Here is a 13122-nt window from a genome sequence, read left to right on the forward strand (position 1 = left end):
CTTAGGGTCTACCCAACGATCTGGACACTAGCCTACTAGGGTGTCGTGGGATACAGCTGGGCACTTTCTGTAGACGCGGGGATCCCCAGGTTGCGAACGGCCTCGGTCGTGACTTCACTCCACAGCGGTGCAGCAGCATCAGAGGACAAACCAGCAACACGCGGGTTGTAAAGGACAACCGAAATAGCCAAGCGCGGAGATTCTGCGGGGACCAGACCAGCAGTGTTCGAAACGACCGCATCCGCACCATTGACTTTAATATCAGCAGTACCTGTCTTGACTGCCACGCGGTAGCCTTCAACCTTTGCGAGCTGACCGGTACCTTGCTTATCCATGACAACGGATTCCATCATGGTAATGAGTTCTTTTGAACGATCCGCGGACATGACTTGCTTAGGTTGCGGCGAGACAGTCTTCTCGGTCCGCCCCTTTGAATCAGTTGTCGAATCGATAATTCGCGGCGCAATCATGACCCCGCGGTTTCCGATCGCTTGAATGAACTGATTCTGCTGGATAGCCGTAATCGCGTAGGACTGTCCGAACATCATGGTGTAGCGGTCACGCCCTCGAATGGCATCAAAATCGCGCATGATGCCCTGGGACTCACCGGCCAATTCGATTCCAGTGACCTGGTTCAGACCCATCTTCGTCATGAAGTCGTAGCGATCGCGGTCCCCCACTTGCTCGCCCACTTCAATGGTTCCAACGTTCGATGACTGGGTGAGGATTCCCGTGGTCGTCATCATTTCGGTCCCGTGTTCGTGGTAATCCGAAATTGGGCCTCCCGCGTCTGCAGGGCTAATGCTGTAGGGAACTGAGTAGGCGGTCGTCGGAGTGGTCGTCCCCTTTTCCAAGGCCGAGGCCATCGTGAGAACCTTACCGACCGAGCCGGGTTCGTAGGGCGCTTGGACTCCCATTACAGATTGAGGCTTAGAGGGGTTCGGCGTCGTCGACCCAGAGTCTGCAAGTACCAAGATTCGACCAGTCGAGACATCAGAAATCACAACGACGCCCCAGTCCGCATTGTGCTTACGAACACGAGCATCCAAAGCATCTTGAACCAAGTGTTGAAGATCTGCATGGAGGGTCGTACGGACCGATCCACCGTCTTGAGGTTCCTTTGTGACCTTCTTTCCCCCGGGCATCACCGCACCGTTGGGAGAGATCTCGTAGGCCTCTTCTCCAGAGGTTCCCTGCAAGAAATTATTGAAATAGGCCTCCAAGCCAGAGACACCGTCTCCTTCGGCATTGACGGCGCCCACGATCGGACCGGCTGTATTGCCATTGGGATAGGTTCGATCAAAGACCGCTTCCCATTCGATACCGGTAATGTCGAGCTTGCGGATTTCACGATAGGTGACCGCATCGACATTCTTTTTCAGATAGACGTAGGTCGAATCCCCAAGCATCATGCCGCCCAGTTCCGCTTGGCTGATGCCAAGGAGAGACGAGAGCTGTTTTGCGGCCTCGGCAGGACCACGGCCGACAACATTGCCGTTGTCATCTTTATGCTCGTAGGTCGTAATTGCCTTCTGATTCACTGCAATGTGGTAGGCCTGAACCGAATCGGCCAGAACAACACCGTTAACGTCAAGAATTTCCCCACGTTTTGCGCCAATTTCACTGACGGCTGTACGTACTCGTTCCCCCTCGGAGGCAAGGGTCGAGCTTTGGAATACCTGAATAACGATGAGCTGGATGACGCAGAACGCAAATCCCAAGAACAGAAGCCCGGACATCCAATTCGCGCGATGAGGCGAAGTGTCAGGCGCCTTGAAAATGCGTTGCAACCTGCTCATCGCGCGGCTACACCACCCTCAACTTGGCCATCGGCCAAACGGATTGTTCCGAGCTTTCCTGCGTGCACCATTCCCTGTGCCTTCGCTGCCTTCTCGAGCTCGACGGGAGAAGCCTTCTCCTGAAGCTGCGTCTGCAGGGTCCACGATTGCGCCTCCAACTCATTGAGCTGGATCTGGTATTCGCGAATCTGGTAGGAGGTCTGAGCCATGTGCGTGTTGATCAGCATCGGCACAACAATGGCGATAGCAATCATCACCAGAGCAACAAAGGTCATCGGGATGACCGAGCGGCGAGGCTGGTTAGCCTTCACCACTGTGAGCAGTGGGCGTACATCTTCACGTACGTATGCCGGACGAGAGGTCGCGCGTGCGCGCGCGGTGGCTCCGCTCATGGTCGTTCCTTCCAGGGGCGTATCATCTGTGCGCCGCGCAGCCGCACGGAAGCGGAGCGCGGATTATGGGATTTTTCTGTGTCATCAGCCAGCTGTGCGCCACGTGTCAGTAGACGCAAGCGAGCTTGAAGTTCTTCGGGGATCATGGGCACACCAGCGGGGGCCTGATCCGTGGCACCGCGACGGAAGATGTCCTTCACCAGACGATCTTCAAGGGACTGGTATGACTCGATGACGATTCGACCGCCAACGCGCAGGTGCGCAAGAGCGGCGGGAAGCGCGGCCTCGAGAATGGTCAGTTCGTCGTTGACCGCAATACGCAACGCTTGGAAGGTGCGCTTTGCGGGGTTCCCTCCCGTACGACGTGCCGGTGCGGGGATGCAATCGCGAACGATCTGAGCCAGCTGCGAAGTGCGCGTTAGAGGCTCACTCTCTCGAGTGGCGACGATACGTCCAGCGATCTTCGAGGCGAACTTTTCTTCCCCGTAAACACGAAGAATCCGCGTTATTTCCTCTTTCGAGGCCGAGGCCAAAAGTTGCGCTGCACTGATGCCCGTCTGGGGGTTCATTCGCATATCAAGCGGGGCATCATGCGAGTAAGAGAAGCCTCGGTCTTCTTGGTCCAACTGGAGGGAAGAGACGCCCAGATCCATGAGGATCCCATCGACCATTCCAGAGGGGGCTTGCGCAGCGACCTCATCCATCTTGTCGTAAGTGGTGTGGAAGGCGCGGAAACGCTGGCCAAAAGCTTCAAGGCGCTTTGATGCGAGGGCAATCGCCGAAGGATCTCGATCGATACCGAAAACTGTGAGCTGGGGGAAACGTTTGAGTGCCGCTTCCGTGTGCCCACCCATTCCGAGAGTCGCATCGATGAGAACAGCACCTGGAGCATCAATTGCAGGCGCCAACATGTCCAAGCACTCGTTGAGGAGAACAGGAACATGCAGCTGCGCGGGATCGCGGTCGACAGACACTTCTGCCCTCCTTCTGTGTGATGGGTGCCCGTCCTTCCAGGTCCCCCACCGCGCTCTGCCATCGGGGAAGTGACGTCAGAACAACGGGAGGAGACCTGAAAGGGCGGACTAGAACATTCCTGGGATAATTTCGTTTTCAGTTTGCGAGAAGACGTCTTCCTGGACGGATAGGTAGTCATTCCATGCCTGTGAATTCCAGATCTCAGCGCGCGAACCCGCACCAATGACGGTGAGTTCGCGATCAAGACCGGCGTATTTACGCAGATCCGGCGGAAGGGTAATTCTTCCCTGTTTATCCGGAACTTCCTTATACGCACCCGAGAGCAACACGCGGATATAGTCGCGTGCCTGTTTGGAGGACAGCGGAGCCCGGCGAAGCTCAACTGTCATCTGTTCAAACTCTTGGGCAGGAAAGGCATAGATGCAGTGTTCTTGCCCTCGCGTGAGGACAATCCCACCTTCCATATCCTCTCGGAATCGGGCAGGGAGGATCACACGCCCCTTGTCGTCGAGCTTCGGCTCGTAGGTACCAAGGAACATCGTTCACCACCTTCCCCTATGTGACATCTTCCCCCACTTTACTCCACAAATTGCCAATTTGGTACGATTTCAACAGACAATCCATACACACTTAGGACTAAATTCGCTTAATTCCAACGAAAATTGTAGGTGGAGGAAAGTGGGGGAAATTTTCAGTGTTTCTCGTCAGAAATCTCAGAAATGGCGATTTTCTGCAGAAAATGACTCTCCACAAGCACCGATGGTGAAAAGTGGAGACTCTTTGGAAAGCAGGAATGAAGGTTTAACCCACGCCTTCGGGAGGGATAAAAAAATTCCCGGTGACGATGTCACCAGGAATCAAAGCGGTAAGTTTTAGCGGTCGCCAGAACGCCGATCCCACTGTTCTTGTTGGCGCTCCATAAAGGAACTACGCTTTGGGGCCGAACTCGAGGAACTCCCCTTCGCAGTGAGCGCATACCAAGCGCCACCGACCATCAAGAGGAAGCCTGCTACACCGACAATCAGAGAAATCACCGAATAGCCAAGAGATACAGCAGCAATCAAGACCAGAAGCCCAGCAATGATCATCAGCGCGCCAGCGGCGACTCTACGCGGCGATAAACGACCCGTTTGCTGCTCCCCATTGACATTCGGACGTGAATGATCATCGAAGGAGGCAGGCCGAGAGCCAAACTGCGCCTCCATCTCTTCGAGAACTTGCTTCTCATAATCCGAAAGTGCCATAGCCCTATCCTACTTGTTTTCTTCAAGCAGCGATGCAAGTGATATCGCGCCTGCACCATATTTTCCCCGGATTTTATCCATAGCGCGCTCGGCCGCTTGAGGGCGTTCATCCTGATCAAGGGCAACTTCGAATCCCTCATCGCGCGCAATTAAGCCCTCAGCGCGAACGCCAAATAGGCGTACTCCCCCACTTGGAAGAGTTTCCCGTTCAAACAGCTGGTGAGCAGCCAAAGCGATTTCTCGTCCTAAATCCGTGGGAACTCTCAGACGTTGCTGACGCGTAATGGTCGAAAAATCCGCTCCGCGCATTTTGATTGCGACCTGCTTACAGAGCCAATTTCCCGCACGAAGCCTCCTCGCACATTCGTGAGAGGCCTTCGTAATGAACTGATCGAGAAGCACCCGATCGCGAATATCGGTTTCGAAAGTGCGTTCCATCCCCACCGATTTTTCTTCACGCGAGACAGTCACCGGCCTCGGGTCAATCCCCCAAGCCAAATCATGAAGACTGTGAGCCGCCGCAGCACCGAGCAATCGTGACAGCCGAGGCAAGGGGTGCTCAGCCAATTGCCCGATCGTTTCAATTCCTTCACGCTCAAGCACCTGCGCGCTCTTAGCGCCAACACCCCAAAGTGCACCGACAGGAAGGCCATGAAGGAACTCAATCGTGGCCTGGGCTGGAACTAAAAGCACACCATCTGGTTTCGCATTCGAGGAAGCAATTTTTGCCACCGATTTTGTCGACGCAATCCCAACGGAAGCAGGAAGACCAATTTCTTCTCGAATCTGGCGGCGAATCTCGCCAGCAATATGCATGGGTTTACCGAAACGCAAGCGCGAACCACGAACGTCGACAAAAGCCTCGTCAACGCTCACCTGCTCAACGAGCGGGCTGAAGCGACCAATAACTGACATCACACGCTTCGAATACTCACGGTAGAGCTCGAAATGCCCCGGAACGAATACAGCAGTGGGGCACAGCGCACGTGCTCGTGCAGTAGGCATTCCTGCGCGCACGCCCAAAGCACGAGCCTCGTAGGTCGCAGAGGTCACGACACCACGATTGCTACTCCCGCCGACGATCACGGCTTTGCCTAGCAACGATGGGTCTTCACGAATCTCCACCTGCGCGAAGAAGGAATCCATATCGATGTGCAAAATGTTCGTCTGGGAATCGTCATCGCCCCAATAGCGTTTTCCACGGCGGTCGCGCGGAGCATTCGACATCGCATCCTCCTTCCCACGTACAGTAGCCCTATGACTACTCTAGACTCCCCGTCAATCGAGATCCGCTGGGACGGCCCACGAGCGACCCTTCTCATTAACGGAGCGGAGTCGTCGTGTATCGATACTTCTGATCCCAGTTACCTAGACTTCGAATACATGCAGCACGCGACCTGCGCGCTGCAAGCAACTTACGCACCTAATGACCCGATTCGCGTATTACATCTGGGTGGCGCGGCGTGTGCGCTCCCCTGGGCCTGGTCCATTCTCTTCCCCGCCTCACGCCACACCGTTGTTGAAATTGACCAAACTATTGCGCAATTCGCTCGAGATCACTTTGATTTACCGCGTTCTCCAATTCTAAAAATCCGCATTGGTGAAGCACGTCAAGTGATCGATTCCCTGCGAGATTCTTCCTTCGACGTTATTGTCCGCGATGCTTTTGCCGGAGAATCTGTCCCCCCGCAATTGAGGACCATCGAGTTCGCAGCTCAGTGCCAAAGGGTCCTCCGAATGGACGGGATCCTCCTTGAAAATAGTGCGCACGGCGGTGGCGACAACGCGCGTCTGGATTTAGCTGGGATGAGTGAATCCTTCGCAGACGTACAAGCACTGTGCGATCCCAAAGTTGGTCGCGGAGCTCGCCGAGGAAACATCGTCTTCCTTGCACAAACTACTCCCGGTCACACTGATGAGGTTGAGCTTGACCGCCTTTTGCGCAAGCTTCCCCTTCCCGCCCGCCCACTGCGCGGGAAGGAACTAAGTAAGTGGCGCGCTGGGACCCGTCCTCTGACTGACGAGGCCGTCGGCTGGACGCAGAGCGCGCTCTAGTCCTGCGGCTTGGTGTCGTCCTCAGAATCAGCCTCGGCTTCAGCCGGCGACTGGGTCGTCTGTTCCTCCCCGGTAGCCGATTCCCCAGAGACCTCTGCTGAGGTTGCATCACCGCGATGACGAGGAGCATGAGGAACGGTGCTGCCTTCGCCTTTCTTTTCACGCTGCGCGATGCGCTCAAGTGCCTGAGCTAATAGCTCCTCGGTTGAGGGCGCTTGAACGGGCGTCTCCGCTGGCTCTTCACTGGGGTCTACGCCGGCAGCCCCATCGGTCACCGAGGCCAGGTAGGCCTCGATCGCGTCGGTAATGCCGCTCGCATCGCTCTCTTTATCTTGAGGATTTGGGACATTAAAAGCTGAGGGAACAGCATTGAGGGGAATTCCCAAGCCATCTCCCGAGAAAGAGTCGTAGTGCTCTTCCAATGCACGAACGGTGTGCTGCACCTCCGGGTTGGCATCGACAAGGGCTGCGAAGGTATCCAAATCCTCTGCTGCTCCCTGCTCCAGATCACCAACGGGTAGGGAAAGGCCCGAGAACTCAGTAAGCTTACGCAAAATCGCTGAGGAGGCTGCAGGATAGGCCGACTCTGACATGTAGTAAGGAACGATCGCCAAGAGAGTCATCCCATCGATCCCCGCTTGTTTCAGCTTCCACTGTAGGAAGGACACAATCGACCCGGGGAATTGCATCGTCGCAGCCATATGCGGCTGCGCAGGAACAAGGGAGGCATCGGTCGTGTGGACATGAACCGGAGTTGGGCGCGTATGCGGTACACCCGAAGGAACGCCGGTCATCCCAAACACGACCTCAACGCCGGCATCGCTGACGATCTTGCGAACACGCTCAGCGAACTCTTCCCAGCGATAGTCCGGTTCAGGACCGTGGAGCAAAAGGAAAGATTCTCCCCGATCATCACGCAGAAGATCCAAAGTAATCTTCGGAATCTCAACTTCCTGCGTTACCCAGTTTTTTACTGTGATCACCGGACGATGCGAACGATAGTTTATGAAGTCTTCTGCTTCAAAGTCAGCAATATGCGTGGTTGGAAGAGCGCGCAGCATCTGCTCAACGGCCATGCGACCGGATGCCCCCGCATCCATTGCACCATCGAAGTAGATGACCAGAATTCGCGCGCGGGTCGGGGGAGCTTGGTGGTTATCCCCATGAGCCTGGGTTTCGGTCATGTTCCCCTCCTTCGGTTTCCAACCGTCTCAACTGGTATCACTCATTCTAAAGCTACATTGTTGAGCCGCCCTAGGCGCGGCTAATCCCACATTTGCGCCATCGGCTTAGAGAGTGAAAATCGCTGGAAATTAGGGCAAAATAGAACGCCAGACTTTTTCTACCGGAAGGTCCCAATGTCTGACTCCGCTCGCGCTACTACCCCAGTAGCTGAAGAACAAGAATTCGTTGACCGCGCGTACTCGCGATTGGATCAACTGCGTTCTCAATACCGCGAGCAGCGTCAGAAGATCGATGCTAATCACGGGGTCGGTAATGCTCAGGGATGGACTGAGCGCGATGCTCTGGCCACTCACTTTGCCGAATTGTCTTCCCGATTGGATAACGTCGAAGAGCGCTTAGTATTCGGGCGCCTCGACATGAAGGACCATGCGACCCACTACATCGGTCGAATCTCTCTTCTCGATGAGCATTCCTCTCCCCTTCTTGTCGACTGGCGAGCTCCAATTTCTGCCCCCTTCTATCAAGCGACAGCCCAAGAGCCTCTGGGAGTCGTTCGCCGCCGACATATTGCGACTCGCGCGCGAACAGTTACTTCGGTTGAAGATGAACTTCTTGATGTCGATCAAGCACAGCATCAAGGACTCACCCTCCAAGGTGAAGGCGCTTTGATGTCCGCACTCTCTTCGGCGCGAAGTGGCCGAATGGGAGATATCGTTGCAACGATCCAGGGCGAACAGGACCGAGTGATCCGTGCCAGCGATCGAGGAATCCTTGTGGTTCAAGGCGGCCCAGGCACAGGCAAGACTGCCGTTGCCCTACACCGAGCCGCCTATCTTCTCTACACGCAGCGCGAGAGACTCGAGCGTTCGGGAGTACTTATCATTGGTCCCTCTCGTACCTTCCTGCGCTATATCGAGCAGGTTCTTCCATCCCTCGGCGAATCCGGTGTCGTACAGATGACCATCGGTGACATCGTCCCCGGCTTAAGCGCGCACGACGATGATCCCGTCGATATCGCTGCAATTAAGGGACGCGCGGCTTTCAGTCGTATTCTGCGCGAAGCAGTTCGTCTAATCCCACGTCTTCCCGATCGCGATCAGGTTCTTCAAGTCTGGAATCGCCGCGTTACTTTGCGAGTGAAGGATGTGCAGGAAGCTCTTTCGCGCGCGCGCCGAAGCGGCCGACCACACAATGTCGCGCGAGAGTCTTTCGCGATGGGCCTTATGGAGCTACTTGCTGGACGCCTGATCGTGGAAGCTGGGGATGCATCCAGCACGGCAGATATCGATCCTGATGATTTGAGGACCTGGATGTCTGAGATCCGCGACTCGGTCGATGCCCGTCGGGCAATTAACTTGGCATGGATGCCCACACAGGCACCTGCCTTCCTTCGCAAGCTGTGGTCGCGCCCTGATCTCCTAGCCCAAGCGAACCGTAAGGCAGGCACTCCCCTGTCGCTCGAAGACTTGAGCCTCTTGTACCGAGCTCAAGATGAGCCGCTCACCATTTCAGATATTCCGCTGATCGACGAACTCGAAGAGCTCTTGGGCACGCTTGATCTCGCTTCAGCCCAGAAGCGCCGAGCCGAAGAACAGCGAGAAAAAGAGGAACGGGAGCGCGCGAACGAGGCATTGAAAGCGACGGGCCTGGGCGGCGGAATTGTCACCGCAGATATGCTGATGCGCCAGACTCAGGAGGCACCCTCGCTCCGGCCGCTTGCTGAACGCGCACGGGCAGACCGTTCCTGGACTTATGGGCATATTGTCATTGACGAGGCCCAAGATCTTTCCCCTATGGCGTGGCGTTGCCTTTTGCGACGCTGCCCAAGTCGTTCAATGACGGTTGTTGGCGATCTTGACCAAAAACGAGGCCATCGACGTCCAAATTCGTGGAAGCAAGCTCTTGGCCCAGCGGCTCGCGCCTTCAGCGAAGAGTTCGTTCTTTCAATTTCATATAGGACTCCTCGGGCATTAACCCGAATCGCGCAGGCCGTTATGGCACAGCACGGTACGCCGGTTCTCTACCCCATGGAAGCTGTTCGGGATGTTCCCGACTGCTATCAGGTTTCACATACGCACAAGGACACGCTCAAGGAATGCGTCTCTCAAGTCGTCTCCACAATGGAAGAACGCCTTGACCGCGAAGAGGGCGAGGGAAAAGGACGTATTTGCGTGATCGTTCCTGATGCTCAGGCGCAGCTGTGGCATGCGGATGAATCAGGGGCAAGCGCTTTGGATCAGCGAGTGAGTTATCTGACTGCGGCTGGATCTAAGGGTTTGGAATTTGATTCCGTCGTTGTTGTCGAACCGGGCGCCATTCTTGATCAAGGTAGCGGCGACCTTTTCGTTGCTCTCACCCGCGCAACTCACGATCTGCATGCCGTCACAACTACACAGCTGCCACGTGGCATGGAAGAGTGGGACGCCTAAAGGCGCGATATCTAAGCTCTTTTAGAGCTGCTTCTACGAGAATTTTCTTGGAAAAGGCAGGCCGGTTAGTCCCTCAGCTGCAGCCCTGACCTATTTGTTTTTCGCAGCCTGTGTAGCCTTTTTAGTCTGAGAGCGTTCCCGCAGTGAATCAATCGCATCTGCAAAGTCGTCTAGCGAATTAAACGCATGATAGACAGAGGCAAAACGTAGGTATGCGATCTCATCAAGATCTTGAAGGAAGGGCAGAATCGCCTTCCCAACCTCATCGCTGGATACAGAAGAGACACCGGAGGTACGAAGATGCTCTTCAACCTGTTGGGCTAAAAGCGCCAGCTCATCATCGGAAACAGGACGCCCTTGGCACGCTTTCCTTACCCCAGCAACAACCTTATTTCGCGAAAACGGCTCAATGACACCAGAGCGCTTAACAACCTGGAAAGAAGACGTTTCCAATGTTGTGAAACGTTTCTTACATGAGGTGCATTCCCTGCGCCGGCGAATCGAGGCGCCATCATCCGCAATACGTGTATCAACCACACGCGAATCAGGGTTATGACAGAAAGGGCAGTGCACCCTCTAAAACTACGGTTGATCGATCAGATTCGCAACTAAGACACCACGGCGACAAGGAGAATAAAACGCAGGTCAACGAGTCGGGATACGCACTTCCTGACCAACTTGCAATGCACCCTGAACATCATTGAGCTCTTCGATGTCGTTGACAACATCTTTCAGCGGACGAGTAGTCGAGACTCCCTGAGCCAAACTCCACACGCTATCCCCGCCTGTCACAGAAACCACACGGGTTGGACCGTCGTAAGGCTGAGTTTGCAAAGCAAGACCCGCACCAACTGCAATTCCCGTAGCGGCAATAAACGCTACAGCACCGCTCAGCAAGCGCCGAAGTCCCAAAGACGAATGTGTAGCGATGACCGGGCGACGACGCATCGAAGGATCATCATTGCGAAGGAGCTCACGGCGACGTCGAGCCGATGGCGCCTGACGAATGTCATAAACAGAGGCCAGGGATTCCTCGGAGACGAGTTGAAGGTGCGGGCGACGAGCCCCCTCTTGAGACGCTGCAACAGTCATTGTGCTCACGATGTTTCCCTTTCAGTCGCACAGATGTTCGTCGAACACTTGTACGATAGCAATTCTTTTGGGAGATGTCGAGCCACTTTCGAACATATGTTTGATTTACTCATTTTCTCCCGTATTCTTAACACTGTGAGTGGACCATTGAGCACGCTCATTTCCGTCCAGTTTTTAGTTCCGAAGGGATTATCGTGAGCAGCGACACAGAATTGACAGGTCGACAAATCGAAATTCTGCGCCTGATCAACACCGAAGTGCGTCGACGCGGCTTCCCTCCTTCGGTACGTGAAATCGCGCAAATCGTCGGTCTTTCTTCACCTTCGACGGTCAAGCACCACCTCGACACACTCGAACGCCTCGGCTACCTTCAAAAGGTTCCCGGGCTTCCCCGAGCACTCGAAGTGTCTGAATCTGGAAGAACTCTTCTCGGAGAAAAGGACACAAAAGCCGCCTCGTCCCAAGAGATCGTGACGGTCGAAATTCCAACCGGCCACGTAGATGAAGACGCCTCAGCCATTCCCCTGGTCGGGCGAATCGCTGCAGGTACACCGATTACCGCCGAACAGGCAATCGAAGATATCTTCCAGCTACCGACACGATTGACCGGTCATGGTGAACTCTTCATGCTCGAAGTCCACGGCGATTCCATGGTCGATGCCGGCATCCTTGACGGCGATTTCGTTGTCATCCGCAGTCAATCCACTGCGATCAACGGCGAATTTGTTGCTGCAATGATCGACGGAGAAGCAACGGTCAAAGAATTTTCCAGAACTTCTGACCACATCTGGCTCCTCCCCCACAACCAGGACTATGCTCCGATCCCGGGTGATGACGCCACAATCATGGGCAGGGTCGTCACTGTCATTCGTTCGCTGTAGTAAATGACTTTTCACTGAGACTTAATGGGTGTGGCCCCGACGCACGCGTCGGGGCCACACCCATTAAGTCAATCCCCTAAATTTAGAAACCCAAATCTCGGGCGACTTGGCGAAGACGAGTTGCCGATTCGGTCAAGCCATCACGCTCGGCAAGAGTGAGCGGCGGGTTCAGCACGCGGCCCGCTCCATCACGGCCAACCAGGGTCGGTGCCGCCATGCAGACATCCGAGATGCCTTCCCAGTCTTCAAGGAGCGTCGAAACAGTGAGCACACGCTGCTCATCACGCAAGACCGCACGTGCGATATTCGATCCAGCCAAGCCGATTGCGTAGTTTGTTGCCCCCTTGCCCTCAATGATCTTGTAGGCAGAGTTCACGACGTCCTTTGCAATCTGTTCACGAAGCTCAGTATCAAAGAGTCGGCCCGAAAGCGTCGGTCCCCAGTGGCGCAGAGGAACATTACCAATCTCGGCAGAAGACCACAGCGCAACTTCAGAATCTCCGTGCTCACCAGCGACATATGCGTGAATGTTCTGAGTGGCAACTCCTGTTTCGCGAGAAACGAGGTAACGCAAACGCGAAGTGTCCAAAACCGTACCCGAGCCAAAGACCTGATTACGCGGAAGGCCCGTAATCTTCAGTGCCGCATAGGTCACGACATCGACGGGGTTCGTGATGAACATGAAGCGAGCCTCGGGGGCAACGTTCAAAAGATTAGGGAGGATCTTACGCATGAGGTCAACGGTGGAACCAGCAAGTTCCAGTCGCGACTGACCGGGCTTCTGCTTAGCACCGGCAGTGACAATCACCAGGTCTGCTCCACGGACGATCTCAACATCGTCCGAGCCTTCAATGGAGCCAGAAGGAGTGAACTGAATGCCGTGCGCCATATCCAAGGCTTCGGCTTCCACCTTCGGCTTGTTGATATCGTGCAAGACGATGTCACGCGCATCTCCGCGCATCAAGCAGGCATAGGCAACGGCAGTACCAACAGCACCTGCGCCAATAATCGCAATCTTTGAAGGACGGCCAGAAGAGCTGGGATACAGGCTTTGAGAGTGGGTGGGCATG

General features: G+C 55.2%; 13 protein-coding genes. 3 read left to right on the forward strand and 10 right to left on the reverse strand.

Annotated elements, in window-relative coordinates; translation table 11 throughout:
- Window positions 1-35: 35 nt before the first annotated feature.
- The 6 genes from HGAS_RS07290 to dinB form a co-directional block, all read right to left on the reverse strand.
- Window positions 36-1799: a peptidoglycan D,D-transpeptidase FtsI family protein gene (locus HGAS_RS07290; RefSeq protein WP_034234111.1), complete on the reverse strand. Its 1764-nt coding sequence runs from the start codon at window positions 1797-1799 to the stop codon at window positions 36-38.
- On the reverse strand, window positions 1796-2191 hold the full coding sequence (locus tag HGAS_RS07295; RefSeq protein ID WP_009747962.1) for a hypothetical protein: 396 nt from the start codon (window positions 2189-2191) through the stop codon (window positions 1796-1798). The genes HGAS_RS07290 and HGAS_RS07295 overlap by 4 nt, the downstream gene beginning before the upstream one ends.
- Window positions 2188-3165, reverse strand: a complete 978-nt coding sequence (gene rsmH / locus HGAS_RS07300) for a 16S rRNA (cytosine(1402)-N(4))-methyltransferase RsmH (protein WP_019127156.1) — start codon at window positions 3163-3165, stop codon at window positions 2188-2190. Before rsmH ends, HGAS_RS07295 begins: the two co-directional genes overlap by 4 nt.
- A gap of 108 nt (window positions 3166-3273) precedes the next feature.
- Window positions 3274-3705 (reverse strand): division/cell wall cluster transcriptional repressor MraZ, encoded by a 432-nt coding sequence (gene mraZ / locus HGAS_RS07305; RefSeq protein ID WP_019127157.1) that lies wholly within the window; start codon window positions 3703-3705, stop codon window positions 3274-3276.
- A gap of 333 nt (window positions 3706-4038) precedes the next feature.
- On the reverse strand, window positions 4039-4410 hold the full coding sequence (locus HGAS_RS07310; protein WP_019127158.1) for a DUF3040 domain-containing protein: 372 nt from the start codon (window positions 4408-4410) through the stop codon (window positions 4039-4041).
- A gap of 9 nt (window positions 4411-4419) precedes the next feature.
- Window positions 4420-5637, reverse strand: a complete 1218-nt coding sequence (gene dinB / locus HGAS_RS07315; protein ID WP_019127159.1) for a DNA polymerase IV — start codon at window positions 5635-5637, stop codon at window positions 4420-4422.
- Window positions 5638-5667: 30 nt separating this feature from the next.
- Between dinB and HGAS_RS07320 the strand changes: the two genes are divergently transcribed.
- The gene (locus tag HGAS_RS07320) at window positions 5668-6465 is read left to right on the forward strand and encodes a spermidine synthase (RefSeq protein ID WP_026066714.1); all 798 of its coding nucleotides are present in this window, start codon (window positions 5668-5670) and stop codon (window positions 6463-6465) included.
- Here the strand turns inward: HGAS_RS07320 and HGAS_RS07325 are convergent.
- Entirely contained in the window at window positions 6462-7649 is a 1188-nt protein-coding gene (locus HGAS_RS07325) for a PAC2 family protein (RefSeq protein ID WP_019127161.1), read from the reverse strand. The genes HGAS_RS07320 and HGAS_RS07325 overlap by 4 nt on opposite strands.
- A gap of 174 nt (window positions 7650-7823) precedes the next feature.
- Here HGAS_RS07325 and HGAS_RS07330 point away from each other — a divergent pair, with 174 nt between their 5' ends.
- Complete coding sequence (locus HGAS_RS07330; RefSeq protein ID WP_019127162.1) at window positions 7824-10079, forward strand: HelD family protein; 2256 nt, start codon at window positions 7824-7826, stop codon at window positions 10077-10079.
- 90 nt (window positions 10080-10169) lie between these two features.
- Here HGAS_RS07330 and nrdR read toward each other — a convergent pair whose 3' ends face one another.
- Window positions 10170-10652: a transcriptional regulator NrdR gene (gene nrdR, locus HGAS_RS07335; RefSeq protein WP_026066715.1), complete on the reverse strand. Its 483-nt coding sequence runs from the start codon at window positions 10650-10652 to the stop codon at window positions 10170-10172.
- 72 nt (window positions 10653-10724) lie between these two features.
- Window positions 10725-11171, reverse strand: a complete 447-nt coding sequence (locus HGAS_RS07340; protein ID WP_026066716.1) for a LysM peptidoglycan-binding domain-containing protein — start codon at window positions 11169-11171, stop codon at window positions 10725-10727.
- 194 nt (window positions 11172-11365) lie between these two features.
- On the opposite strand from HGAS_RS07340, the gene lexA reads away from it, so the two are divergent.
- Window positions 11366-12052: a transcriptional repressor LexA gene (gene lexA / locus HGAS_RS07345; RefSeq protein WP_019127165.1), complete on the forward strand. Its 687-nt coding sequence runs from the start codon at window positions 11366-11368 to the stop codon at window positions 12050-12052.
- An 82-nt stretch (window positions 12053-12134) separates the two neighbouring features.
- Here lexA and HGAS_RS07350 read toward each other — a convergent pair whose 3' ends face one another.
- The gene (locus tag HGAS_RS07350; RefSeq protein WP_019127166.1) at window positions 12135-13121 is read right to left on the reverse strand and encodes an L-lactate dehydrogenase; all 987 of its coding nucleotides are present in this window, start codon (window positions 13119-13121) and stop codon (window positions 12135-12137) included.
- Between the last annotated feature and the right edge of the window lies 1 nt (window position 13122).

It is taken from the genome of Actinomyces sp. ph3, from assembly GCF_000308055.1.
Taxonomy (GTDB): domain Bacteria; phylum Actinomycetota; class Actinomycetes; order Actinomycetales; family Actinomycetaceae; genus Pauljensenia.